Source organism: Janthinobacterium sp. GW821-FHT03C10 (assembly GCF_059420865.1).
Genome location: NZ_JBWKUN010000007.1, coordinates 204,719 through 230,540, shown reverse-complemented (window position 1 = coordinate 230,540; position 25,822 = coordinate 204,719). Strand labels below are relative to the sequence as shown.

The 25,822-nt window shown below is 60.9% G+C and carries 21 protein-coding genes; 13 read left to right on the top strand and 8 right to left on the bottom strand.

From position 1 onward, the window contains the following. Positions 1–92 precede the first annotated feature (92 nt). Both AC07VH_RS23025 and AC07VH_RS23020 read right to left on the bottom strand, forming a co-directional pair. Positions 93–1,841: a methyl-accepting chemotaxis protein gene (locus AC07VH_RS23025; RefSeq protein ID WP_494787691.1), complete on the bottom strand. Its 1,749-nt coding sequence runs from the start codon at positions 1,839–1,841 to the stop codon at positions 93–95. 122 nt (positions 1,842–1,963) lie between these two features. Next, on the bottom strand, positions 1,964–3,037 hold the full coding sequence (locus AC07VH_RS23020) for a patatin-like phospholipase family protein (RefSeq protein WP_494787690.1): 1,074 nt from the start codon (positions 3,035–3,037) through the stop codon (positions 1,964–1,966). 201 nt (positions 3,038–3,238) lie between these two features. Between AC07VH_RS23020 and AC07VH_RS23015 the strand changes: the two genes are divergently transcribed. Beyond that, on the top strand, positions 3,239–4,087 hold the full coding sequence (locus AC07VH_RS23015) for a hypothetical protein (RefSeq protein WP_494787689.1): 849 nt from the start codon (positions 3,239–3,241) through the stop codon (positions 4,085–4,087). A gap of 145 nt (positions 4,088–4,232) precedes the next feature. Here AC07VH_RS23015 and tal read toward each other — a convergent pair whose 3' ends face one another. Next, the gene (gene tal / locus AC07VH_RS23010) at positions 4,233–5,168 is read right to left on the bottom strand and encodes a transaldolase (protein ID WP_099666887.1); all 936 of its coding nucleotides are present in this window, start codon (positions 5,166–5,168) and stop codon (positions 4,233–4,235) included. 174 nt (positions 5,169–5,342) lie between these two features. On the opposite strand from tal, the gene AC07VH_RS23005 reads away from it, so the two are divergent. From AC07VH_RS23005 to AC07VH_RS22960, 10 genes are all read left to right on the top strand, one after another. Then, complete coding sequence (locus tag AC07VH_RS23005; RefSeq protein WP_494803977.1) at positions 5,343–8,177, top strand: type VI secretion system Vgr family protein; 2,835 nt, start codon at positions 5,343–5,345, stop codon at positions 8,175–8,177. A gap of 13 nt (positions 8,178–8,190) precedes the next feature. After that, positions 8,191–9,120, top strand: coding sequence for a DUF4123 domain-containing protein (locus AC07VH_RS23000; RefSeq protein WP_494803978.1), 930 nt, complete (start codon positions 8,191–8,193; stop codon positions 9,118–9,120). Positions 9,121–9,158: 38 nt separating this feature from the next. Then, positions 9,159–9,614 (top strand): DUF3304 domain-containing protein, encoded by a 456-nt coding sequence (locus tag AC07VH_RS22995; protein WP_077407758.1) that lies wholly within the window; start codon positions 9,159–9,161, stop codon positions 9,612–9,614. Between the two features lie 4 nt (positions 9,615–9,618). Continuing rightward, positions 9,619–11,784, top strand: a complete 2,166-nt coding sequence (locus tag AC07VH_RS22990) for a phospholipase effector Tle1 domain-containing protein (protein ID WP_494789620.1) — start codon at positions 9,619–9,621, stop codon at positions 11,782–11,784. A gap of 49 nt (positions 11,785–11,833) precedes the next feature. Next, positions 11,834–12,472 (top strand): DUF3304 domain-containing protein, encoded by a 639-nt coding sequence (locus AC07VH_RS22985; RefSeq protein ID WP_489630080.1) that lies wholly within the window; start codon positions 11,834–11,836, stop codon positions 12,470–12,472. Then, positions 12,469–14,568 carry a T6SS phospholipase effector Tle1-like catalytic domain-containing protein gene (locus AC07VH_RS22980; protein ID WP_494789619.1) on the top strand — a complete coding sequence of 700 codons (2,100 nt, stop codon included), beginning with the start codon at positions 12,469–12,471 and terminating at the stop codon, positions 14,566–14,568. Before AC07VH_RS22985 ends, AC07VH_RS22980 begins: the two co-directional genes overlap by 4 nt. A 13-nt stretch (positions 14,569–14,581) precedes the next feature. Continuing rightward, positions 14,582–15,109 carry a hypothetical protein gene (locus AC07VH_RS22975; protein WP_475416866.1) on the top strand — a complete coding sequence of 176 codons (528 nt, stop codon included), beginning with the start codon at positions 14,582–14,584 and terminating at the stop codon, positions 15,107–15,109. A 38-nt stretch (positions 15,110–15,147) separates the two neighbouring features. Then, the gene (locus AC07VH_RS22970; RefSeq protein WP_494803979.1) at positions 15,148–15,603 is read left to right on the top strand and encodes a DUF3304 domain-containing protein; all 456 of its coding nucleotides are present in this window, start codon (positions 15,148–15,150) and stop codon (positions 15,601–15,603) included. 147 nt (positions 15,604–15,750) lie between these two features. Further along, positions 15,751–16,206 carry a DUF3304 domain-containing protein gene (locus tag AC07VH_RS22965; RefSeq protein ID WP_494789637.1) on the top strand — a complete coding sequence of 152 codons (456 nt, stop codon included), beginning with the start codon at positions 15,751–15,753 and terminating at the stop codon, positions 16,204–16,206. Between the two features lie 97 nt (positions 16,207–16,303). Then, on the top strand, positions 16,304–16,768 hold the full coding sequence (locus AC07VH_RS22960) for a DUF3304 domain-containing protein (protein ID WP_494803980.1): 465 nt from the start codon (positions 16,304–16,306) through the stop codon (positions 16,766–16,768). 141 nt (positions 16,769–16,909) lie between these two features. Here AC07VH_RS22960 and AC07VH_RS22955 read toward each other — a convergent pair whose 3' ends face one another. The 3 genes from AC07VH_RS22955 to AC07VH_RS22945 all read right to left on the bottom strand — a co-directional run bounded on the left by AC07VH_RS22955 (position 16,910) and on the right by AC07VH_RS22945 (position 19,757). Continuing rightward, positions 16,910–17,764 (bottom strand): SIS domain-containing protein, encoded by an 855-nt coding sequence (locus tag AC07VH_RS22955; protein WP_034750862.1) that lies wholly within the window; start codon positions 17,762–17,764, stop codon positions 16,910–16,912. A gap of 130 nt (positions 17,765–17,894) precedes the next feature. Continuing rightward, positions 17,895–19,367, bottom strand: coding sequence for a glucose-6-phosphate dehydrogenase (gene zwf, locus AC07VH_RS22950; RefSeq protein ID WP_494789064.1), 1,473 nt, complete (start codon positions 19,365–19,367; stop codon positions 17,895–17,897). Between the two features lie 96 nt (positions 19,368–19,463). Further along, a complete protein-coding gene (locus AC07VH_RS22945; protein ID WP_494789063.1) occupies positions 19,464–19,757 on the bottom strand; it encodes a hypothetical protein in 294 nt (97 codons plus the stop codon). Between the two features lie 172 nt (positions 19,758–19,929). Here AC07VH_RS22945 and AC07VH_RS22940 point away from each other — a divergent pair, with 172 nt between their 5' ends. After that, entirely contained in the window at positions 19,930–20,883 is a 954-nt protein-coding gene (locus tag AC07VH_RS22940; protein ID WP_099379036.1) for a chemotaxis protein, read from the top strand. Between the two features lie 117 nt (positions 20,884–21,000). Here the strand turns inward: AC07VH_RS22940 and AC07VH_RS22935 are convergent, their stop codons facing one another. Both AC07VH_RS22935 and pgi read right to left on the bottom strand, forming a co-directional pair. Next, a complete protein-coding gene (locus tag AC07VH_RS22935) occupies positions 21,001–21,897 on the bottom strand; it encodes an SMP-30/gluconolactonase/LRE family protein (RefSeq protein ID WP_494789062.1) in 897 nt (298 codons plus the stop codon). A 10-nt stretch (positions 21,898–21,907) separates the two neighbouring features. Continuing rightward, entirely contained in the window at positions 21,908–23,572 is a 1,665-nt protein-coding gene (gene pgi, locus AC07VH_RS22930) for a glucose-6-phosphate isomerase (protein ID WP_475416847.1), read from the bottom strand. 334 nt (positions 23,573–23,906) lie between these two features. Between pgi and edd the strand changes: the two genes are divergently transcribed. Further along, on the top strand, positions 23,907–25,820 hold the full coding sequence (gene edd, locus AC07VH_RS22925; RefSeq protein ID WP_475416846.1) for a phosphogluconate dehydratase: 1,914 nt from the start codon (positions 23,907–23,909) through the stop codon (positions 25,818–25,820). Positions 25,821–25,822: the final 2 nt, after the last annotated feature.

Sequence of the window (25,822 nt, the reverse complement as noted above, 5' to 3'; positions counted from 1 at the left end):
CCCACCTGAAACCAGTATCGGCGCGCCGGCCGCCGCTGTCAAATACTTTCAGCGGCCCGCGGCGGGCGTATCGGCGGCGGCGATCATCGCGCTTAAAACTCCTCCCAGTCCTGCTCGCCGGCGATGTGCGATGGCGTTTTGTGCGCCGCGGCGCCGGCTGTCTTGGGGGCCGCCGGCTTGTCGGCCGTGGCCTTGCCGGCTGCGGCCAGGGATGGGCGTGGCGCGAGTTTTTTCGTGGTGACAATGGCGGCCTTGGCCGGCCGCGCGGCGCGCACCGGCGCCGCCGTGGCCACGTGCTCGAGCTGGAAGCCTGCCGCCACCTGCGCCAGGCGCGCCGCCTGGTCCTGCATGCTTTCGGCTGCCGCTGCCGCTTCTTCCACCAGGGCCGCATTTTGCTGCGTCACCTGGTCCATCTGCGCGATGGCCTGGTTGACCTGGTCGATGCCCATGCTTTGCTCGGCGCTGGCGGCCGTGATCTCGGCCATGATGTCGGTGACGCGGCGCACGCTGTCGACCACTTCGCCCATGGTGCTGCCGGCCTGCTGCACCAGCCGCGTGCCGTTGTTGACCTGTTCCACCGAGTCGCCGATCAGGGTCTTGATTTCGCGCGCCGCTGCGGCCGAGCGCTGCGCCAGGCTGCGCACTTCCGTGGCGACGACGGCAAAGCCGCGCCCCTGCTCGCCGGCGCGCGCCGCTTCGACGGCTGCGTTCAAGGCCAGGATATTCGTCTGGAAGGCGATGCCGTCGATGACGCCGATGATGTCGACGATTTTCGTCGACGCCGTATCGATGGCGCCCATGGTGTCGACCACCTGGCTGACGATGCTGCCGCCCCGTTCGGCCACGCCGGAGGCGGCCACCGCCATCTGGTTGGCCTGGCGCGCATTGTCCGCATTCTGCTTCACGGTGCTGGTCAGTTCCTCCATCGAGGATGCCGTCTCTTCCAGCGAACTGGCCTGCTGTTCCGTGCGCGCCGACAGATCCTGGTTGCCGGCGGCGATTTCGCCCGACGCCGTGGCGATCGCGTTGGTGCCCGTCTGCACTTCCGACACCACCTTGCGCAGCGCCTCGTTCATGCCGTGCAGCGCCCGCATCAGGTCGCCGATTTCATCGCTGGCAGGCGTGCCGAAATGCGTGCGCAAGTCGCCGTCGGCCACCGTTTCGGCCACCTTCACGGCGGCCTTCAACGGCTGCGTGATCGAGCGCGTGATCAGCCAGGCGCAGACGCTGCCCAGCGCCACCACCAGCGCGCACAAGGTCAGCAGCAGTGTGAAGCTGCGCCCGTTGGCTGCCTCGATCGCTTGCGCCGTCGTGTCGATGGCCTGGCGCTGCTGCGACAGCAGGGCCTTGACGTTGTTCTGGTACTTGGCGGCGGCCGGCGCGAAGCTGTCGCGGTAGGCGCTTTCCGCCTGCGCCGCATTGCCGGCCTTGCGCGCATTCATCACCAGGGTCTTGGCATCCTGGTACTTGACGCGTTCGGCGATGGACGCCTTGAAGATGGCCTTTTCCTCGTCGCTGTCGAGCAGCGTCTCGATTTTCTTCAGCAGTTCGCCGCCCTGTTTGGTGCTGTCGGCGATGGTCTCGGCAAACACGTTCGACAGCGTTTCATCCGTGCTCCTGGCGATCATCGAGGTACGCGCGATGGCCGAGTAAATCAGCACGTACCAGTCCGATACGAGGCGTTCCTTGGCCAGCGGCTTTTCCATCATTTGCCGCGTCGCTTCGGCATTCACGTGGGCGCTGTACAGCGCGTACGAGGTGGAAATCACGGACAGCAGCAGCACCAGCGCGAAGCCTGCAGCCAGGCGCGTGCCGATACGGAGGTGGGAGAGGGCGTGCATGGTCGGAACTCCTGTCGCAGAGGGATTAAAGATTGCCTGTGCGACATAGTATGCACTGATAAGTGACCAAGAAGCGAGGGAAAAGCGCGCTTGCCTTTGCGCCTGTTGCAGCCACGCCCGTGCTACAGCTCGCCCGCCTGGCGCAGGTCCGGCCGCTCGGCCCAGCGGGCGAAGGCGGCCGCCATGCGCTCGCTTTCCGCGATGGCGCGGCGCCAGTCGCGCATGCGCGCCGCATGGTCCTGGCCGTAATGGGAGAAGTCGCGCCGGTCCGGCAATTTGCCGTTGGGCAGGCTGGCCACGAAGGCGGGCGAGGGCGAGACGAGGATCATGTTGTCGAGTGCGCTATCGCCGCTGCGCGCGCGGCGCCAGGGCATGGCCTTGTCCAGCCAGCCCGGCACGATATGGTCGGCGAAGTGCGGGTACAGCACCAGGTCCGGTTCGCGCTGGTAGGGCAGGTGCAGATGATAGTCGACCAGGCCGCCGTCCCAGTAGCGCCCGGGCGGCGCGCCGGCGATGTCCGTGACCGCGTCGAGCACCAGCGGAATGGAGCCGGAGGCCAGCAGCGCGTCGCGCAGGTTGTCTTGCGCCAGCGGCACGAAATGCGAATGAAAGGCGTCGAAGCGCGAGCGCAGCCAGCTGGCGCCGTCCGGCCCGGCGTGGAACACCGCGCGTTCCAGCGAGGCGGCCAGCCGCGCGCGCGCCACGGCGTTGCCGGCGGCCGCCAGCACGAAGCCGCGCCGGTCGCGCCATTTGCCCGGTTGCGCCAGCGCGCCGATGCCGCGCACGGCCAGCACCGACAGGCTGTGCTGCGCATGCCGCAGCAGCTGCGCGTCCTGGCCATCGAGGACGGCGTCGAGCAGGGCGCGGCAGGTGCGGCTCACGTGCGCCGCGGCGGGCTTGTCGGGATAGCGCTGGCCCACGTATTCGCGCACCAGGCGGCGCTGCGCGGCTACCGGATCGGGAAACACGGCGGCGGCCATGCGCCAGGCGCCGATCGAGGCGCCGACGAACTGGCGCGGGCGCGGCGCTTGCCGCAGGAAGTCGCCGAACAGCCAGCAATCGAGCTGGTGCAGGATCAAGCCTTTCGGCCCGCCCGCGGCGGCAGGCACGATGGCGACGTCAAGCGCGCGCAAGCCGTGGTCGGCGATGCGGGCGCGGGCGCGGCGGCCCAGGCGGATGGTGATCGGTGATTGCATGAGTAGTCGCTGGCGGCCTGTAGCCAGGTATTTTACCGCCAGCGCGGCGTCACGACACGGATGCGCGTGATGGTCGCATTGTTAGTATTAATAAATTTCTTTAAGGCAACCATTCTCTTGAGAAATGTTGCATAATATTGGACGTTGAATTTTTGGCATGTGCCAAGGATTCCTTATGTCTTGCTTTTTTATTGGAATCGTATGCAACTGAATCACGCTTTTGTTCTGACCCTGATCGCCGCTTCGCTCGCCGCTTGCGGTGGCGGTTCTTCTTCCCCATCCGACACGGCGGTTGCCGTGAATACGGCCAAGCCTGCCGATCCGGTGGCGCCGGTCGTACCCGTCGTACCAAAGGCCACCGGCGACAACACGGGCGCCGTCAGCGCGCGCTTTGTCAAGGGCGACAGCGCCCGCTTTGTCTTTACCGCAATCGGCTTGCAGAGCAGCGGCAAGGCCGGCACGCTGGTGCAGGATGCGTCGGGCGCGCTGAGCGACATCAACGGCATCGTCTTCACCGGCAATCCGGCCGTGACGCGCGAAATCAGCGGCGACGCTGCCTTTGCGCAGGGCCGCTGGTTCAAGGGGACGTTTACCAACGCCTTTGGCGCTACCAGCCTGACTGGCAATAACGCCAGCGCCCATTACGTTGCCTACAATGCCCTCGCTGCGCTGCCAGCCAGCGGCACGCCGACCTGCGATGCGGGCACGTTCACGGCGCCTGCCTACACGGGTGGCGCCAACGTGTCCTCGGATGCCAATTTCGGCACGGCCAGCGGCACGGCCAGCGTGTCGTTCGATGCCTCCGGCGCCAAGGTTGTACTGGCCATCGACGCCAGCGCCGGCGGCAGCACGGGCAAGGTGAGTGCGTCGACCAGCATGGCGTCGGCGGCGTCGAGCAGCATCACCGGCGGCTACCTGTCGAACGGCACTGGCGCGCAGCTGATGCTGGGCGACGGCGGCGCTGGCCGCTACCTGCTGATCGCGGCCTACAAGGCGCAGCTGGCGAATGGCGCCAATTACCAGGGCGTGGCCACCTTCCGCTGCTCCTGATGACGCCTGACGGCACCTGCTGCGCGTCGTGATTTGCGGCCGCTCGCAATGGTGCTGTCAGTCGCCTTGGGGCAATGAGGACGACTAAAATAAAAAAGCGGCGCCGTGCAATGCACGAACGCCGCTTTTTTTACGCGTGCCGGAATTAACGCAGCGCCGCGATCATCTGTTTCAGCTTGCCGGAATCGACGCAGAAGGCGCGGATGCCTTCGGCCAGTTTTTCCGTCGCCATCGCGTCTTCATTCATCATGAAGCGGAAGGCTTCCTCGTTCAGCGACATCTGCACGATGTTGGTCGATGGCGCCGCTTCGGCGCTCAGCTTGCGCTCCACGGGCGCATCGCTGTCGGCCAGCTTTTGCAGCAGGTCGGGGCTGATGGTGAGCAGGTCGCAGCCGGCCAGTTCGAGGATTTGCGAGGTGTTGCGGAAGCTCGCGCCCATCACCTCGGTCTTGTAGCCGAACTTGCGGTAGTAATTGTAGATGCGGCGTACCGATTGCACGCCCGGGTCTTCCGCGCCCACATAGTCGATGCCCGTCGATTTCTTGTACCAGTCGTAGATGCGGCCGACGAACGGGGAAATGAGCTGCGCGCCCGCTTCGGCGCAGGCGATGGCCTGGGCCAGCGAGAACAGCAGGGTCATGTTGCAGCGGATGCCTTCCTTTTCCAGGATGGCGGCGGCGCGGATGCCTTCCCAGGTGGAGGCGATCTTGATCAGCACGCGCTCGCGGGCAATGCCGGCGTTCGAATACAGGGCGATCAGGTCGCGGCCCTTGGCGACCGTGCCTTCCGTGTCGAACGACAGGCGCGCATCGACTTCGGTGGAGACGCGGCCGGGGATGGTTTGCAGGATTTCCACGCCAAACGCGATCAAGAGGCGGTCGATGATCTCGGCGGTCGAGGCGTTCGGATGGTCGCGCACGGCCTTTTCCAGCAGCGGCTTGTATTCATCCTTCTGCACGGCCTTCAGGATCAGCGACGGATTCGTCGTCGCGTCGCGCGGCGTGTAGGCCTGGATCGATTGGAAGTCGCCGGTGTCGGCCACCACGGTAGTAAATTGCTTCAGTTGTTCGAGTTGGTTCATGGCTGCACGGGAAAGAGTGAAGGGGCTTGCCGAAGTATTGTACCGAATCCATCGCAGGTGGGACCCACTATTGTCTTGTCTGTGCATTACTTGTTCAATTGAATCTTGCTTTTTTAAGAACTCGCGCATAATTGCCTGGACTTGTTTAATTTGCACATTGTTTTTATAAGCAATATGCGATGCCACACTCCAGATGAAGAGCATCTTTTGACACAAGATATCGTTAGCGCATTGGCCGCCTTCAACGGCGCGACACGTCTGTATGCACTGTCCATCGGCAAGGATGGCCAGGACAGCGGCCTGCTGGTCGAAGCCTTTGCCGCCGACGAGCGGCTGCAGGAAGTCGGCGCGCGCGACATCATCGCCTTGTCCACCAGCGCCCATGTCGCGCTGGCGTCCCTGCTGGGCCAGCCTGCCAGCCTGCATGTCAGCCTGGCCGACGGCACGCGCACGTCCTTTTCCGGCTACATCAGCGCCGCCGCCATGCTGGGCAGCAATGGCGGCCTGGCGCGCTACCGGCTGCGCATCACGCCGTGGCTGTGGCTGCTGACGCAGGCGCGTAACAGCCGCGTCTGGCAAGACAAGAGCGTGACGGCCATCGTCGACGCGGTATTGTCGGCGTATGCGCCGCACGCGCTGTGGCGCTGGAGCGACGAGGTCGCCTCATTCATGCAGGACGCTGGCGAACGCAGCTATTGCTGCCAGTACCGCGAATCGGACTATGATTTCGTGCGCCGCCTGCTGACGGAAGAGGGGCTGGCCTGGCGGTTTGACGGTCAGACCTTGCTCGTCTTTGCCGACAGCAGCCAGGCTTGCGCCACACCCGAGGACGCCAGCAGCGCGCAAGGCGGCGGGCTGCGTTTTCATGGCGCGCGTGTCGGCGAGCCGGGCGACACGGTGCAGGCCTTGCGCGCGCGGCGCAGCCTGCACGTCGGGCTGAGTAGCGTGCTCAGCTACGATTACAAGGCCAAGCAGGCGCTCGCCGCCAGCGTGCCGACGAATATGGTGCTTGGCGGCAAGAACGCGCCGCTGCTGGAAAGCTATGATACGCCGGGCCAGTACTGGTATGCGAATGGCGCCCAGGCGCAGCGCTACGCGCAGCTGCGGATGCAGGCCCACGAAGCGCGCGCCCAGCTGTGGCAAGCCCGTTCGACCGTGCGCACCCTGCGCGCCGGCACGCGTTTTAGCCTGACGCAGGGACCATTGCCGCCAGCCGACGGTGCCGCGCCCGAGTATGTCGTGCTGCGCGTGGCCAGCATCGGCGTCAACAACCTGCCGCTGCCGGCGCTGGAAGGACTGGCGGAACTGTTCGGCCCGCTGCCGGAATTGCTGGAAGAAACCGTGGCACAGTGGGGTGCGGGCTTTCCCGATGCCGCCGCCGCGATCGCCCAGGCGCAAGCCAGCGGCTACGCCAACTGCATCGAAATGATCGATGCTGGCACGCCATGGCGTCCGCTGCACGATGGCCAAGATGCGCGCCAGCATGCCACGCCGACGGCCCTGGGCAGCCAGAGCGCCATCGTCGTCGGCGCCGACGGCAATGACGTGGCCAGCGGCGCCGATGAGATTTACTGCGACAGGCTGGGCCGGGTGCGCATCCGCTTTCACTGGCAGCGGGAGACGGGCGCGACCTGCTGGGTGCGCGTGGCGCAGCGCGCGGCCGGCGGTGGCATGGGTAGCCAGTTTTTGCCGCGCATCGGCCAGGAAGTGCTGGTGCAATTCCTGGAAAACGATATCGACCGGCCTGTCATCATCGGCGCGCTGTACAACGGCCAGGGTGAGGGCGGCACGTTACCCACCCCGGGCGGCATGGCGCGCGATCAAAACGACGCCGGCGTGTTCCAGCCGGCGCACGACCACGCCATCGCGGGCCAGGGCAATGTGGCGGGCGGCAACAGTCCGCTGTGGCATGGCGCCGCGGGCAGCAGCGCGGCGCATCGGAATGCCAGCGCGCAATGGGGCATCCGCAGCAAGGAATTCGGCAAGGCGGGCGGCATGGCCGGCTACAACCAGCTGCTGTTCGACGACACCGACCAGCAGGGACGCATCCAGCTGAAAAGCAGCCATGCGGCCAGCGAACTGAACCTGGGTCATCTGATCCATGGCGCCGACAACTACCGGGGCAGCCTGCGCGGCGCCGGCGCCGAGCTGCGCACCGATGCGTATGGCGCGCTGCGCGCCAGGGCGGGCTTGCTGGTGAGCAGCTATGTGCTCCGGCACGAGGCCGCGCAACGCGATCCGGCCGGCGACAATGCCGGCGGCGTCGCGCTGATGAAACAGGCGGTGCTGCTGGGCGAAACGTTCAGCCAGGCTGCCGCCACGCACCAGACGGTGGCCTACGCCAGCCATGTCGGCGCCAGCGCGCCGAATGCCAGCGAACTCGACGACCAGGCGGCGCCCTTGAAAACGTTGCTGGCCAGCGTTTCCGGCATGCATGAACAGCTGCCGCACACAAAGGACGCCATCATCGCGATTGCCGCCAGGGCCGGACTGGGCGTTGTCGCGGGGCAGGATATGCAACTGGCCAGCGGCGAAACCGTCACCATGATGAGCGGTCAGGATACCCAATTCACCGGTGGCGGCCAGTGGCGCGTGCACGCGGGCCAGGCCATCGGCGTGCTGGGCGGCGTGGTCAAGGCGGGCGAGAACGATATCGGCCTGCAGATGATTGCCGCGTGTCAATCTATCGACGTGCAGGCGCAGGCCGACGTGCTCAACGTGCAGGCGCGCGAAGAGGTCAACGTCATCAGCGCCAACGCGCATGTGGACTGGGCGGCGGCGAAAAGCCTCCGCCTGTCGACGGCGGGCGGCGCGAATATCACCATCGAAGGTGGCAATATCACGATCCAGTGCCCGGGCAAGATTACGGTGCATGCGGGCAAGAAGAGTTTTATCGGGCCGACACGGCTCGCTTATCCATTGCCCGCGCTGCCTGCCAGCGTGTGTAAGGCTTGTCTGCTGGCGGCGTTGCGTAGCGGTAGTCCGTTTATCGCGCCCACGGCGGCCTAGAAAAGGAATCCTGATGTACTTTGCCATCGATATTCCTGACGCGGCAGTACCCGACTTGATCGCGCAGCAACTGCAGGCCTTGCGCTCGGAGGCGGCAGTAGCGAACGGCAGCCAGCCCCTGTATCTGCTGGCGCTGCTCGACGGCGCCTGCGACGAGGAGTTTTTCACCAAGCGCTACCCGAGCCGGCTGCGGCGCCAGTCGCTGTATGCGCACACCTCGCTGCAAAACTTCAAGAGCGCCGCACCGCATTTAATGGCGGCGCCATCGACAAGCAGCGAGCAGGCTGCGTGGCTGCAGCGCCTGTTTTCGCTGTGCGCAGGCAAGCCCATGCTCAGCATCATCGCCAGCACGCTCGATATCGGCCAGCTGGAGCAGCATTTGCGCCCCTATTTGATTGCCATCACGCCAGACACCGTCGAATGGCCCGTGCGCTGGGCCGATACGCGCATATTGCCGGCCCTGCTGGCAGCCTTGACTGAAACGCAGTCTGCGCATTTGCTGAGCCCCATCTACCGCTGGTGGTCGCTGCGGCGCGATGGTTCGTTGGTCAGTTGGCAGGGCACGGCAGAGGCCAAGCCCGCCTCTGCGGAATTTGATAAATTCCCCCTCAGCGACACCGCCTTTGCCTCCCTGGTGGATATCGCCGAAGCCGACGCCATCCTGGCCAATCTGCATGATGTGCAGCCGGACCTGTTTCATTCCGGCACCCCAGCCGAGTGCCACGAGCGCGTGGCGCGTCATTTACTAGTGGCAAGCGCCAGCGGCATTGAGGCGGCAGGCCAGCGTCAGCATTTCAGCGCCCTGGCCTTGATGCTGGCCGACGATTTTACCTTGCATCCTGCGATGGCCAGCCTGTTGCGGCGCACGCGCCAGGGGGCGAATTACCTGTCCGAGCTCGACACGCTGCCCGACGATTTCTGGCAGGCGCGCTCGGCTGCCTAGCCTTGTTTCTTCGACTGCTTACTTTTATAAAAGGAAAAATGATGAAATGGATTATGTATCTTGGCACGGCCTTGCTGCTGAGCGGCTGCGCCCTCAAGGCCAGGCAGGTTGAGGAAGCCGGTCCAAGGACTACCGCGACGGCGCAGGTGGGTATTGTCAATCATACGGGGAAGTATATTTATTCCGCATCGGTTGATGGGGCGGGAGGGGCCAATATGGCCAGGTGGGGAGCGGGGGGAGCCGAAGTTTGCTGCGCATCCATCCCGCGGGTATGGTATCCGGGAATGATGGTCCGGGTGCGATGGGATATGCCAGAAGAACATACGCATATTGTCAAAGAAAAAATGGTGGAAGTGGAAAAATATGATAGGCCCGGAGATATCTATATGCATTTTTTTCCCAATGACGAAGTGAGAGTGGTTGTGTCAAATGTGGACGGCGATAGTAAGAATCATCCCATTCTTCATTCCGGAAAACCTGCCAATATCCCTTGATATCATGATCAGTGAAACTCCTAATTCCGCGCCGTTTCCCGTCGATTCTTTTCTTAAACCGTCGACGCCAGAGCAATCCAAAATTGCGAAGGTGGCATGTGATAATAAAGATAGCTCGCCGTGCAGTATTCCGGTAAGGGTTGGAATTTTCTTTGATGGAACCAATAATAACCTGGAGCGCGATAGGAATGGGGTTAGGACAGGCGTGCTCGATCCGAGAACGAAGAAGCCTACCCCTATAAATAATGTTGTGATAGACGCCAATGAGGCCAGTCATAGTAATGTGGCGCGTTTATTTTCTGCTTTTCCGTCTGATAAGCGGGATGCCGGTTATTACCGATATTACATTCCTGGCGTGGGAACGCCATTTAAGGAAATAGGTGAGTTGACTGAATCGGACGAGGGGAAGGCTTTTGCCAAAGGAGGGCAGCCGCGCATTATATGGGGATTATTGCAGGTTTTAAATGCAGTTCATCGGACTCTTGTTGGTAAGTTACTGTACGAATCAGATGAGGCTGGTGAACTTGCCCGTACTTATGATAATGACGTAGGACACAGAAAGGTAGCGCATCCCTCAACTGGCAGAGAGCGCTTCATGAGCCACTCTGACTGGTTCGCCGAGCATATCGAAAAGTTAAAAGCCGCGATGGTGGCACAACCGAAACCACATATCCCATCGCTGACCCTGTCCGTGTTCGGTTTTTCGCGTGGCGCCGCCGAAGCGGTGGCGTTTTGCCAGCTGTTTGCCGATTTGCTCACGCCGCCCAAAGATAAGGTGCAGAAGTTTGCCGGCATTCTCGCCAGCATCGATTTTCTTGGCGTCTTCGACACGGTGGCAACCGTGGGCAGCTCGGCGTCTGTAGCGCAAACCACGATCGCGCCTGGTGCGATGTTCGATGGCCATTGGGCCTGGGCCAATGAATTGCTCAAACCGCTACCTCTCTGCGTCCAGGCAGGCTTGCATTGTATTGCCACGCATGAGCAGCGCATGAATTTTCCCGTCACGCGCCTGACAGGGAAAATCGAGGAAGTGTATTTTCCTGGCGTGCACTCCGACGTCGGAGGCGGCTATGGTCCTGGCGAGCAGGGAAAGGGGCGTGGCGGACAAGCGGCCTTGCTGTCGCAAATCCCGCTGGCGCACATGTTCAAGGAGGCGCGCCTCAAGGGCGTGCCTTTGAGGCCGTTCAGCGAACTGGAGACAACGGACCGAGATGATTTCCAGGTCAGTCAAGAGCTTGCCAAGGCATGGGAAGCATATACCGCCGAGCTTAACAAGCAAGGCGCCTTGCTGAGCAAGCATATGGAGCTGTATTACCGCTGGCGCGCCGTGCGCGTCAAGACCCTGGAAGCCACGGCCAGCTTCAAGGCGGCCAGCGCGCAGGAGCGGGAGGATCTGGGATCCTACAACCGCTTGCTGGCAGGCGATCTGGAAGCGCTGCGCGCGCGCAAAGCCTTCCGCCACGGCGATGAGGGCCAGCCGTTCAGCGCCCGGGATATTGCGCGCATCAACCACTGGCAATATTATCGGGCCCAAAATCACACGCCCTTGGACAAATGGGAAGAATTTGCGCTCGACATATTCGATCACCCCAAACCGCTGCCGCCCGAAGTGATGCGTTTTTTTGACGACTATGTGCATGATTCCCTGGCCGGCTTTTATATGGCTGGCGAAGTGACGGAATACGACAAGCGGGCCAGGATCGCCTCGTTCGCCAATAAACCGCCTAAAGACGGCTTTTATAAACGCGTATATGAGCTCAGCCGAAAGACCGAAGCCGCGCAACTGAAACAGAAGAATGGTGAAGCATTGACGCCGGAAGAGGAAGCGCTGGTCAAGGAAGTGCAGTATGGCACTCCATATCCTATCCGTACGGATGCCGACAGCGCCGACATGCGTAGCAGGCTGATCACCACGCAAACCTATACACGGCGCGAGGGTGGCGGCTATATCTTGCGCCGAGGCTATTACCCGCAAAGCGGCTTCTTCCGGAAAAGCGTGCACGAAAACGAGCTGCAGCGCATGCCGACGGCCGGCATCCAGGCGAAAGATGCACCCGAAGAATTGGTGTGGAGCGAAAACTTAACACAGGATATTGCGCAAGCCAGACTCGATGAAGAGATTTACCTGGCGCAGCAGCGCTCTGCAGCGCGGATCAATGCGCTCGCATAGGGCGTGACTTCATCGCGGCTGAAGCAGGGTGGACTCATCCGCCGGTTTTATGGATAGCGATGAAATCATGATGATGTTACTCAAGCAACAATTATGGCGATGCCTCTTGCTGGTCGCATGTTTACCCGGTGTCGCCATGGCCGCGAGCATTCAGGCGCTGAATTATTCTTCGCGCGAAGTCGATTACATCGCGGTTGAAAATCCGGGCAATACGAACAGCGGCGGCGGTGGCGATTCGATCCGTCCATACGGGCAGGGCGGATCGATATGCTGTTTCAGCGTGCCGGAAAAGTGGCATGCGGATTTGAAGGTGGTGGTGGTCTATCAGCTGTCCCCCGACCCGACCTTTCATCGCGCGACGGTCAGTGTTCCCCCGTATCCGGATGGGAAGGCGGGCGATATCTGGCTGATCGTCTATGAAGATGGCAGCGTGGGGGCCGTGGTGTCGCATTATGGACCGAGCCGACCGGAGTGGCCGGGGAAAATCAAGGGGTATCCGGTGCCGACGAAGGAGTATCGGGACGAGCGCCGTAGGCAGAAATTGAAGAGGGAAAAAGCGACATTACTTACGCTGGAAAGGACATTGTTGCGTGACGTCAATGTTATGTCAGTTGATGACATAAAGGAGACTCAAGAAATAATTGAATTCCAAAGAAAGCTCATCCAAAGTCTGGAAGGAAATCCATGACTGCCTTCTTGTCAAAAATTTATTCCATTGAAAAAATTGACCCGTCTGATCATGACCGTTTTTTTGACGGAATTGGTGAGATGAAAGAAATTGTTAAATCTGCCAAAGCTCGTGAATGCCCTGACCCAGGCTTTCCCCCCTCATGCGATGCGAATCTGTTTTTCGGTTTCTTCTTCGACGGCACCAACAATAATATGAAGCGGGATGTGCCGTTTCACTCGCACAGCAATGTGGCGCGTTTGTATAGTGCATTTCCCGGCGGTAAAGATACGCATGGCAGCGAGGCCTGGCCGGACCTGGAAACAAAATATCACAAAAGTTACTTTCGCACCTACGTCCCCGGGGTCGGTACACGCTTCGACGAGGTTGGCGATACGGGCGAGGGATTTAGCGTCCTCACCAGCGACCGGGCACGCGGCCTGGCCTTCGCCTACAAGGGCGAGAATCGCATCATCTGGGCATTGGTGGAAGCACTCAATAATGTACACAAATATTATACCGATACCCCCTTGGTGGATGATAAGACGTTTAAAAAGGACTTCAATACGCTCAGCTTGCCCAGCAAAGTGCAGCCTTCACCGGCGCTGGTGAGCGCTTTTACGCAAGCAGTGCAAAAGCTGCACAGCAATTTGCGGCCATTTGTGCCGGTTGGGGCGCCGGGGAAAGACGCAGAGAAAGGCACGGTGATCAATATTTTCGTGTCGATGTTCGGTTTTTCACGCGGCGCGGCCGAAGCGCGCGCGTTTGCCAACTGGTTTATCTGGTTATGCAAGCTCGATGCGCAACTGACCGCTAGCAAGGGAGCCAAACGCGAGCTGAGTCTTGGCACTATTGAGGTGACGTTTGACTTTATGGGCCTGTTCGATACCGTCGCTTCGGTTGGCTTGGCGGCTTCAGCACCCCTCCTGAACGTGGTGGTGGACGGACATGGTGGCTGGGCCGACACCGAAGTGTCGCTCAAAATACCCACGGCACCGGGGCCAAGCAAGTGCCTGCATCTGGTCTCGGCGCATGAAGTGCGCCGGTCTTTTCCCTTGGACTCCGTTGCTCACCTGGGCAATATTCCCGCCAATTGCACGGAAATTGTTTTTCCTGGCGTTCACTCGGACATCGGAGGCGGCTATTTGCCGCAAGAACAAGGGCGCGGTACAGATCCAAGCGGAGGCGACTTGATGTCGCGCATTACGTTGGCCACGATGTACCGGGCGGCGCGCGTGGCCGGGGTGCCGCTGAAGCTGGAAGAGGCCAGTGAAAAGACGAAGCGGGCCTTTCGCATCGATCCGCGCACAATAGCCACCTTCAATGCGTATATCGGCTTTTGCCATGCGCAGCAAGGAGCTGAGCCATCATTGCGGCTCCATAGGGTCATGGAATTCCAGCACATGCTGTACATACAGTGGCGCAAGAAAGTGCTAGGCAAGATGGGAGATTTGCCGAATGTCAAGAATCTGGCAACAAGCTATAAAAGCGGGAAATTCGATTTTACTGATCTCACGATGGCGGACAAAGAGCTGGAGGAAGAGGTTGCTAGCTTTGAGAAGTGGCGCATCGACCAGCGCACGAGCAACAGTAGAGGGCAACCCCGTAATCCCGAATGGAAACCTATCGCCGAATTTTGGGACAAACCGGCGCTACCTGCCGAAGTAAGCAATTTTTTTGAACAGTTCGTACATGACTCGCGCGCGTGGTTCAAACCGCTGGGGAAAGACATTCCCGACTTGTGGTATGCGCTGGAATTGCTTTTGGCGCAGGAAGAGCGAGCCCGTGACTGGGAGAGCGGACAGGATGCCGACCCTGGTAAACCCAATCCCTATAATTTGAGCAAGGCTGAAAAAGAGCAATTGCTGCGATACAAAGCGGTCAAAGGCACCGAAAATGAAATGGATGCGATCGAGCCGGACAAGGGCGGACGCGAGAGCAAACTCATGGGCGGTGGCTACTTGCGTTTCCGGCGGATTTACATGGGATCGGATAGCTTCAAGCCGTCGGGCGCTCAGTATGCGGGTATGCAGCCTGTTTTGCACAAGGAACAGCGCGGTATCGCGATGGCCCAGCACAGATCTGCCGATGCGGTGGAGCAAGCGAAGACGGTGTAAGGCAAGCTAAGTCATGGAGCTACCCGTGCGCTGGGCCGATACGCGCATATTGCCGGCCCTGCTGGCAGCCTTGACTGAAACGCAGTCTGCGCATTTGCTGAGCCCCATCTACCGCTGGTGGTCGCTGCGGCGCGATGGTTCGTTGGTCAGTTGGCAGGGCACGGCAGAGGCCAAGCCCGCCTCTGCGGAATTTGATAAATTCCCCCTCGGCGACACCGCCTTTGCCGCCCTGGTGGATATCGCCGAAGCCGACGCCATCCTGGCCAATCTGCATGATGTGCAGCCGGACCTGTTTCATTCCGGCACCCCAGCCGAGTGCCACGCGCGCGTGGCGCGGCATTTACTAGTGGCAAGCGCCAGCGGCATCGAGGCGGCAGGCCAGCGTCAGCATTTCAGCGCCCTGGCCTTGATGCTGGCCGACGATTTTACCTTGCATCCTGCGATGGCTAGCCTGTTGCGGCGCACGCGCCAGGGGGCGAATTACCTGTCCGAGCTCGACACGCTGCCCAACGATTTCTGGCAGGCGCGCTCGGCTGCCTAGCCTTGTTTCTTCGACTGCTTACTTTGATAAAAGGAAAAATGATGAAATGGATTATGTATCTTGGCACGGCCTTGCTGCTGAGCGGCTGCGCCCTCAAGGCCAGGCAGGTTGATGAGGCCGGCCCAAGCCCTACCGCGACGGCGCAGGTGGGTATTGTCAACCATACGGGGAAGTATATTTATTCCGCATCGGTTGATGGGGCGGGAGGAGCCAATATGGCCAGGTGGGGAGCGGGGGGAGCCGAAGTTTGCTGCGCATCCATCCCGCGGGTATGGTATCCGGGAATGATGGTGCTGGTGCGATGGAATATGCCTGAAGGGCATACCGATGTTGTCAAAGAAAAAATGGTGGAAGTGGAAAAATATGATAGGCCCGGAGATATCTATATGCATTTTTTTTCCAATGACGAAGTGAGAGTGGTTGTGTCAAATGTGGACGGCGATAGTAAGAATCATCCCATTCTTCATTCCGGAAAACCTGCCAATATCCCTTGATATTATGATCAGTGAAACTCCTAATTCCGAGCCGTTTCCCGTCGATTCTTTTCTTAAACCATCTACGACGCGTGGGAGTTCTGTGTGTTCTATTGCCCTATGTGGCGGTAAAGTGAGAAATGACGTAGCATTTTCTATAAGGTGAAAATGATGAAATGGATTATGTATCTTGGCACTGCCTTGCTATTGAGTGGCTGTGCCCTCAAGGCCAGGCAGGTTGATGAAGCCGGTCCAAGGACTACCGCGACGGCGCAGGTGGGTATTGTCAATCATACGGGGAAGTATATTTATTCCGCATCGGTTGATGGGGCGGGAGGGGGAAATATGGCCAGATGGGGGGCGGGGCTTGCCAATATTTGCTGCACATCCATTCCTCGTGTGTGGTATCCGGGAATGATGGTCCGGGTGCGATGGGATATGCCGGAAGAACATACGCATATTGTCAAAGAAAAAATGGTGGAGGTTGAAAAATATGATAGACCAGGAGATATTTATATGCATTTTTTTGAGAATGACGAGGTGAGAGTGGTTGTGTCAAATTCTGGAGGGCCTAGCAAAATTCATCCTATTCTTCATTCCGGAAAACCTGCCAATATCCCTTGATATTATGATCAGTGAAACTCCTAATTCCGCGCCGTTTCCCGTCGATTTTTCTTTAGCCATCGCCGCTTGATCAATTAAATAAAAGTTAGTTTATAAAATGAAAATTATGAAATGGATTATGTATCTTGGCACGGCCTTGCTGCTGAGCGGCTGCGCCCTCAAGGCCAGGCAGGTTGAGCAAGCCGGTCCAAGGTCTACCGCGACGGCGCAGGTGGGTATCGTGAACCATACGGGAAACTATATTTATTCCGCATCGGTGGATGGGGCGGGAGGAGCCAATATGGCCAGATGGGGAGCAGGGGGAGCCGAAGTTTGCTGCGCATCCATCCCGCGGGTATGGTATCCGGGAATGATGGTGCTGGTGCGATGGAATATGCCTGAAGGGCATACCGATGTTGTCAAAGAAAAAATGGTGGAAGTGGAAAAATACGATGAGCCGGGAGATATCTATATGCACTTTTTCCCCAACGACGAGGTGAGAGTGGTTGTGTCCAATGCAGGAGGAGGTAGCAAAACTCATCCGATACGTCACCATGGGAAACCAAAGGATCCCAATTCTTAGACACGGATGATGGACCGATCTTGCAATGCAAAGGCTGCCGCGGGTACCGGTTCCCCATGTGAGATCAAGGAAGAGACATCCTGGTCCAATGGAGATGTTCGGATAAGGAGCGGCTCCAGCGAGGCTGGCGCCGATGGAGGATCAGCCGATGAAGGAATCGAATTGCATGTCGAATTCCTGCAGCGCCTTTTGTGCATTTTGCATCTTCTTGCGGAATTCCGGCCCGCGCTGCAGGGCCAGGCCTACTGCCAGCACGTCGATCACGACCAGGTAGGCCAGGCGGGCGGAAATCGGGGTGTAGGGGTCGGTGTTGAAGACCAGGTCGATCGGGATCAGCACGGTGGCCAGGTCGGCCAGCGGCGTGCCCGATGGGGCCAGCACGACGACGTCGGCGCCGCCGCGGCGCGCCAGTTTCACGGAGCGGACCAGGGCGGGGCTGTTGCCGCGCTGCGAGATGGCCACCAGGCAGTCGCCGCCGCGCAGCAGGGCCGCCGCGATGCTATGGATGTTCGGGTCGCTGTAGGCCACCGTCGGCACACCCGAGCGGAAGAACTTGTGCTGCGCGTCGGCCGCCACGATGCCCGACGTGCCCTGGCCATAGAATTCGATCTTGCTGGCGCGCGACAGGATGTCGAGCGCGCGCTGGATCGCTTCCGGGTTCAGGTTGTTGCGCAGGTCGAGCAGGGTATTGATCGAGCGGCTGCAGATCTTATTTACCAGGTCGGCCGCCAGGTCGTCCTGCGCCGGCTGCTCGTTCGCGCCCGGCATGGCCAGGGCCAGGCCCTGCGCCAGTTTCAGCTTGAATTCATGCCAGCCGTCATAGCCCAGGGTGCGGCAAAAGCGCACCACGGTCGGTTCCGACACCTGCGCGCTTTTCGCCAGCGCCGTGATGTTCTGGCTGACTGTCTGGTTGGGCTGGTCAAGCACGGCCAGCGCGACCTTTTTCTCCGACTTGGAGAGCGAATCGAGCTGGGTGCGGATGGAATCGAGTAGCATTGATTGATCTTCTGGCAGTAATGCCGTAAGTTTGCGTCCTTTTCACCCCAAAAGCAAAGTTCCGGGGTCGGACCCTCAGGGGCCGACCCCAGCATTTCGCCGTTCAGGGTTAAGCCAAATCTTAACGGCTTCAGTCCTCCGGCAAGGCCTCTTCACGCCACTGCAAGCCGTCGCGGCCGATCAGAGCGCTGGCGGCCGCGGGGCCCCAGGTGCCGGCCGTGTAAGGAATCGGTGCGCTGTCGTTCTGTTCCCAGTTGTCGAGAATCGGCTCGACCCATTCCCAGGCCGCTTCCAGTTCGTCGCCGCGCATGAACAGGGTCAGCTGGCCGCGCAGGACGTCGAGCAGCAAACGCTCGTAGGCGTCCATGCGCGGGGTCTTGAACGATTCGCGGAAATCGAGTTCCAGTTCCGCCGGCTTCAAGCGCATGCCGTCGCCCGGGGTTTTTGCCATCAGGTTCATGCGCAAGCCTTCGTCCGGCTGCAAACGGATCACCAGGCAGTTCGGCTGGAAGCTCGACGTGGGCTGGTTGAAGATCGAATGCGGAATTTGCTTGAAGCGCACGACGATCTCGGCCAGGCTGTCGGCCATGCGCTTGCCCGTGCGCAGGTAGAACGGCACGCCGGCCCAGCGCCAGGTGTCGATTTCCGCCTTCAGCGCAACGAAGGTTTCGGTGCGCGAATGTTCCGGCGCATCGGGCTCGTCGCGGTAGCTCGGCACGGTGGCGCCGTCGACGTGGCCGGCGCGGTACTGGCCGCGCACGATGTTCTGTGCCAGGGTGGTCGGTGTGAATTTTTTCAGCGAGCGCAACACTTGCAGCTTTTCATCGCGCACGGCGTCCGGCGCAATCGAGGTCGGCGGTTCCATGGCGACGATGCACAGCAACTGCAGCAAGTGGTTTTGCAGCATGTCGCGCAGCGCGCCCGACGTGTCGTAGTAACCCATGCGGTTGCCCACGCCCAGCTTTTCAGCGATGGTGATCTGCACGTCGGAAATCCATTCGCGGCGCCACAGCGGTTCGAACAGGATGTTGCCGAAGCGCAGGGCCAGCAAGTTCTGCACGGTTTCCTTGCCCAGGTAATGGTCGATACGGTAGATCTGCGATTCCTGGAAGACCTTGCCCACTTCGGCATTGATCTGCTTGGCGCTGGCCAGGTCGCGGCCCAGCGGCTTTTCCAGCACCACGCGCGAATTCGGCGTGACCAGGCCGTTGTCTTCGAGGTTGTCGCAGATCAAGGCGAACAGGTGCGGCGGCGTGGCCAGGTAGTACACGCGCGTCAGGTCGGCATCGCCGCGCAGCGCTTCGACCAGCGGCGCGTACGTGGCCGCATCGCTGGCGTTGAGCGACACGTACACGATGCGCGCGCAGAACTTGCTCCAGGTGGTGGCGTTCAGGGTACTGGCCTTGATGTGGGGGCGCGAATTGGTCTCCACCATCTTCAGGAAGGCGTCCTGGCCGCTGTCCTGGCGGCCCACACAGATGATGCGCGCCGTCGGCGGCAAATCGTTCGCGACGTCGCGCGCATACATTGCCGGCAACAACTTGCGCATTGCTAAATCGCCGCTGCCGCCAAACAGGACCAGGTCAAAATCGGTAAGTGCCATAAGTGAGTGTCGTCGCAAAAGTAAAAGGGCCGGAGCGGGGAGAAAGCCGACCGGAAGTGCCAGTCTGTCGCTACTATAATCGGTGGTGTAAATTTACTACGTAGAACAGGCAATTGCAAGAAATTTTACTACATTCCCTCCGCTGCCGTCGCGATTTTGCCCCGTATGCACGATAGCGATATCGGCATGGCCATTATATGCCGTTCGCCGGCACTGGCGCAGCGCCGTGCTTGTTGTCGGCTTTGCAAAGCAACCATGGTTGCCAGGGAAATTTTCGATTCCTTCCGTCATCATTTGCGCTGTAGCAACAAGCAAATCAAGAAATGCTGTCAGGATCGCCGTTGGCAGCGTAAAGTAGCTTTGAGGAAAGTAAAAAACCGTATAATTCAAGCTCGAATCGATAGCAACTATTGGTTGTAAGAAATTGTACGATATACACTGCACCGTTAGCGCCGGCCATGCCCCGAACCCGCCATCCGACGTCCATGCGACGTGCAGTCCGCACTGCCCGCAGCATCAGGGGCAGGCGACTTAACTTTACAAGACGGCTCAAGGGGACACAATGAATTCAATGCAGCAAGATGTCGATGAACGCACCAGCCTGACAGGCAATAACAAATTCGAACTGTTCCTGTTCAAGCTGGGCACCAGTGATCACTCGACCAGCCGCGAACTGTTCGGCATCAATGTGTTCAAAGTCCGTGAAATCATGGAAATGCCGGCCATCACGGCGGTGGCTGGCTCGCACCCGCACATGCTGGGCGTGGTCAATATCCGCGGCCAGATCGTGCCCGTGATCGACTTGCCGATGGCGGTCGGCTGCAAGAGCAATGGCTTGAAGATCCTGATGGTGACGGAGTTCGCCCGATCGACACAGGCGTTTGCCGTGGAAGAGGTCGATGAAATCGTGCGCCTCGAATGGAACCAGGTGCTGTCGGCCGAATCGAGCGTCGGCGGCGGCCTCGTCACCAGCATCGCCCGCCTCGATGGCGACACGGACAAGACGCGCCTGGCGCAAGTGCTGGACGTGGAGCAAATCCTGCGCAACGTGCTGCCGTCGGGCGACCCGGACGTGGACGAGAACAGCATCGGCCCGCAAGTACGCTTGCCGGCCGGCGCCGTGATCCTCGCGGCCGACGATTCCTCGCTGGCCCGCTCGCTGATCGAAAAGGGCCTCGAAGCGATGGGCGTGCCCTTCATCATGACCAAGACGGGCAAGGAAGCGTGGGAACGCCTGCAAGCGATCTCGGCCCAGGCGGCCACGGAAGGCAAGACGGCGAAAGACAAGGTCGCGCTGGTGCTGACCGATCTGGAAATGCCGGAAATGGACGGTTTTACCTTGACGCGCAACATCAAGAACGATGGCCGCTTCTCCAACATCCCCGTGGTGATCCACTCGTCGCTGACGGGCTCGACCAACGAAGACCACGTCAAGGGCGTGGGCGCCGATGGTTATGTGGCCAAGTTTGTGGCGGCGGAATTGGCCGAGACGATACGCAAGGTATTGGCGCGGTAAGCTGAAGCAACTGTAGGTCGGATTACGCGGGGCCTTGCCCCGCTAATCCGACCTACGTGAGCGTAAAAAAAGCGCCGGACCCTCGCAGGTGCCGGCGCTTTTTCATGTTTGAAACGATTACGCCTGATACAGGTGTTCCGGCTGGCCCGCCACGTCCACGCGCACGGACAGTACGTGGCCCGTCAACGGGTAGTCGGCGATTTCTGCTGCCGAGCGGTTGTGGCTGGCGCTGGTGATGTACAGGGTGCGCAGGTCGGGGCCGCCGAACGTCACCATGGTGGGGCAGCGCACGGGCACGGTAATTTCGCCCAGCAAATGGCCATCGGGCGCGAAGCGCAAGATCTTGCCGCCTTCAAACATGGCCGACCAGTAATTGCCTTCGCTGTCGACGGCCGCGCCATCGGGGCGTCCGCCGTAATCAAACGCTTTCTTGTCCGTGGAAAAACGCTGGAACGGCTGCGGCGCGGAAATGGCACCCGTCGCCGCGTCGAAATCGAAGCGGTCGATGCGGTGCGTGGTGGTATCCGCGTGGTACATGGTGCGCTTGTCAGGGGAAAAGCCCAGGCCGTTCGACACGGTCATGCCGCCCGACCACACCTTGCGCACTTGTCCTTTTTCCAGCACGAACATTTCCGCTGCATCGGCGTTGCGCGGCTCGAATATCGTGCCGACCCAGAAGCGGCCGGCCGGATCGACCTTGCCATCGTTGAAGCGCGTGGTGGCCATGTCGAACGGCGCCGGCGCGATTTCCGCCAGGCTGCCCGTCTTCGTGTCCAGGTGGGCGAAGCCGCTGCGCAGGGCGACGATCAGGCCGCCTCCGGCATTGATGGCCAGCGCCGACGGTTCCGTCGGCATGTTCCACTGCGCATGCTTGCCGCTGGCCGGGCGCAGCCGGTGCACGGCGCGGCCATCGATATCGACCCAGTACAGGGCCGCTTCCTTGCCATGCCATAGCGGGCATTCGCCCACTTGCATGGGTTTGTCGCTGACTACCTTGATTTCGTAAATATTCATCTATCTCTTTTTAATATGCGGCTTTTGCTGCTTTAGCCAGGGCAATCAAGCCATTGGTCGAGCTGTCGTGGTGGTCGGGACGGGCTTCACCCGTCAGTTCGGCCTGGATTTTCTTCGCCAGCACCTTGCCCAGTTCCACGCCCCATTGGTCGAAACTGTTGACGTTCCACAAGACGCCCTGCACGAAGGTCTTGTGTTCGTACAGCGCGATCAGGGCGCCCAGGGTGGTCGGGGTCAGCTGGTCCATCAAGATGGTGTTGCTGGGGCGGTTGCCGGGGAAAGTCTTGTGCGGCACCAGCGCCTCGATCTCGCTTTCCGGCAAGCCCTGCGCCTGCAGGTCAAGGCGTACTTCCGCGCCCGTCTTGCCCGTCATGAAGGCTTCCGACTGGGCGAAGCAGTTGGCCAGCAGGGCGTCGTGGTGGCCGGGCAAATCGTGCGTGGCGCGCAGGGCGGCGATGAAGTCGATGGGCGTGATGTCCGTACCCTGGTGCAGCAGCTGGAAATACGCATGCTGGGCATTCGTGCCGCAATCGCCCCAGATGACGGGACCGGTGGGCACATCTACCGGCTGGCCATCCTTGGTGACGCGCTTGCCGTTGCTTTCCATATCCAGCTGTTGCAAATAGGCGGCAAAGCGGCTCAGGTCCTGGTGGTAGGGCGCGATGGAAACGGAGCCGCAATCGAGGAACTGGCGGTTCCAGAAGCCCACCATGGCCAGCACCACGGGCATGTTGTCTTCCAGTGGGGCCTGGCGGAAGTGCTGGTCCATCGCATGCGCGCCGGCGAGGAAATCGCTGAAGTATTCGAAGCCCACGGACAGCGCCACGGCCAGGCCGATCGACGACCAGACGGAATAGCGGCCACCGACCCAATCCCAGAACGGGAACATGTTTTCCGGTGAAATGCCGAAATCGACGATGGCTTGCGTGTTGGTCGAGACAGCCACGAAGTGTTGCGCCAGATCCTTTTCTTCGCCTTCGAGCAGGAACCAGGCGCGCGCCGTGTTGGCGTTGAGCATGGTTTCCGCCGTAACAAAAGTTTTCGATGCCACGATGAACAGGGTGGTTTCCGGATCGACTTTCGACAGGGTCGCTTCCATGTCGTGGCCGTCGACGTTGGAAACGAAGTGCATTTCCAGGCCCGGGTTGGCATACGAGCGCAGCGCCAGGCACGCCATCTTCGGGCCCAGGTCCGAGCCGCCGATGCCGATGTTGACGATGTCGCAGATCGGCTTGCCCGTGTAGCCGAGCCAGCTGCCATTGCGCACCTTGTCCGTGAACGCTTTCATTCGCTGCAATACATCTTGTACGTCGGCATCGATATCCTGGCCATCGACCACCAGCCTGGTGCCGCGCGGCGCGCGCAAGGCGGTATGCAGAACGGCCCGATGTTCGGTAAGATTGATTTTCTCGCCAATAAACATGGCTTCGCGCTGCGCTTCCACGCCGCGCTCGCGGGCCAGGTCCATCAGCAGCGCCATGGCGGTGGCGTCGACCCGGTTCTTCGAGTAATCGAGCAGCAGGCCGGCCGCATCGACCGTCATGCTGGAAAAGCGGGCGGGGTCGGCGGCGAACAGCTGGCGCAGATGCACTTCGCGCAGGCTGGCGCTATGCGCTTGCAGGGACTGGAAACTGGCGGTGGCGGTGATGGCAGGAGTAGGTGCTGGCTGGCGCATGGCGGTCGGCTTGGGTGCGTGTCTCGGTTGAAAGGAGCGCGGCGCGTTCGTGGTGGCGAACAGCGGTTCCGGCGTTGGTATGGGAATAATACATCAGAAAAACGTAATTTCACTACAGTTTGTGCAGGCGCATGGCATTTTCAGCGTTTTTTCAGCGTTTTATCCGTGCTGCAATAGATAGGCAAGCAAGACGAGTGGACGTGGCACGCTGTTGTTTTGCCTTGAAAGGTCGTGGAAAAATGGATTATTTTCGCCATTGGCCACGGCAAGAGTGCTTCTGCGCGACCATTTTGTAGTAAAATTTCACGAAATACTCATTTTTAAGGAAATCCATATGGCGCTGCATCCAGTAGTCGAATCCGTAACAGCGCGCATCATCGCGCGCAGCCGGCCATCGCGCGGCGCCTATCTGGCGCATCTGGATGCGGCCCGCATCCAGGGCGTGCAGCGCGGCGCCCTGTCGTGCACCAATCTGGCGCACGGCTTTGCCGCCTTTCCCGCCAACGACAAGCTGTCGCTGAAGGAATACAAGAAGCCGTCCGTGGCCATCGTGTCCTCGTATAACGACATGCTGTCGGCGCACCAGCCCTTCGAAGGCTTCCCGCAGATCATCAAGCAAGCCGTGCGCGAAGTGGGCGCCGTCGCCCAGTTCGCCGGCGGCGTGCCCGCCATGTGCGATGGCGTGACGCAAGGCCAGCCAGGCATGGAGCTGTCGCTGTTCTCGCGCGACACCATCGCCATGTCGACGGCCGTGGCGCTGTCGCACAATATGTTCGATGCGGCCCTGTACCTGGGCGTATGCGACAAGATCGTGCCGGGCCTGCTGATCGGCGCGCTGCACTTCGGCCACTTGCCGGCCGTCTTCGTGCCGGCCGGCCCGATGACGTCGGGCTTGTCGAACCAGGAAAAAGCCAAGGTGCGCCAGCTGTATGCGCAAGGCAAGGCCACGCGCGAAGACTTGCTCGAAGGCGAATCGAAAGCCTACCACGGCGCCGGCACCTGTACCTTCTACGGTACCGCGAACAGCAACCAGATGCTGATGGAAGTGATGGGTCTGCACTTGCCGGGCGCCGCCTTCATCACGCCGAACACGCCGCTGCGCGATGCGCTGACCAAGGCCGCGGCCCAGCGCGCCGCCGTCATCACGGCGCAAAGCGGCAGCTACTTGCCGGTCGGCCATATCGTCGACGAGAAATGTATCGTCAACGCCGTCGTGGGCTTGCTGGCCACGGGCGGTTCGACCAACCACACCCTGCACCTGGTGGCTATCGCCAAGGCGGCCGGCATCGTCATCGACTGGAACGATTTCAATGAACTGTCGGCCATCGTGCCGATGCTCACGCGCATCTACCCGAACGGCGACGCCGACGTGAACCATTTCCACGCGGCCGGCGGCACCGGTTATCTGATCCGCGAACTGCTGGACGCGGGCTTGCTGCATGAAGACGTCAACACCATCCTCGGCCACGGCTTGCGCGCGCACTGCATGGAACCGTTCCTCGGCGAAGACGGCAAGGTCTTCTGGAAAGATGCGCCGGCCGCCAGCGCCGACGAGAACGTGCTGCGCCCGGCCAGCAATCCATTCGCGCCGGACGGCGGCATGGTCCTGGTGGCGGGCAACCTGGGCCGCGCCGTGATGAAGGTCTCGGCCGTCAAGCCGCAGCACCGCACGGTGGAAGCGCCGGCGCTGGTCTTCAATTCGCAGGAAGACTTCATGGCCGCCTACAAGGCGGGATCGCTGGACCGCGACTTCGTCGCCGTGCTGCGCTTCCAGGGCCCGCGCGCCAACGGCATGCCGGAACTGCATGCGCTGACCCCGGCGCTGGCCAACCTGCAGGATGCGGGCCGCCACGTGGCGCTGGTCACCGATGGCCGCATGTCGGGCGCGTCGGGCAAGGTGCCGGCCGCCATCCACGTCTCGCCTGAAATCCTCGCCGGCGGCCCGCTGGGCCTCGTGCGCGACGGCGACATCATCCGCCTCGACGCCTTCACGGGCGTACTGGAGGCGCTGGTGCCGGCCGACGTCTGGCACGCGCGTGCGCTGGTCACGGCCGACCTGTCGCCGAACCACGTCGGCATGGGCCGCGAGCTGTTTTCCATGTTCCGTTCCACCGTCAGCGCGGCGGAAGAGGGTGCCACCACCTTCGGCCTGCCGTCGCCGATTCCCACCACCGTCGCCTTGCACGACGCCGACAATGTCGGCGATACCGTGCCGGGTTCCGATGAAGACTTTTTGGCTAGGAAATAAGA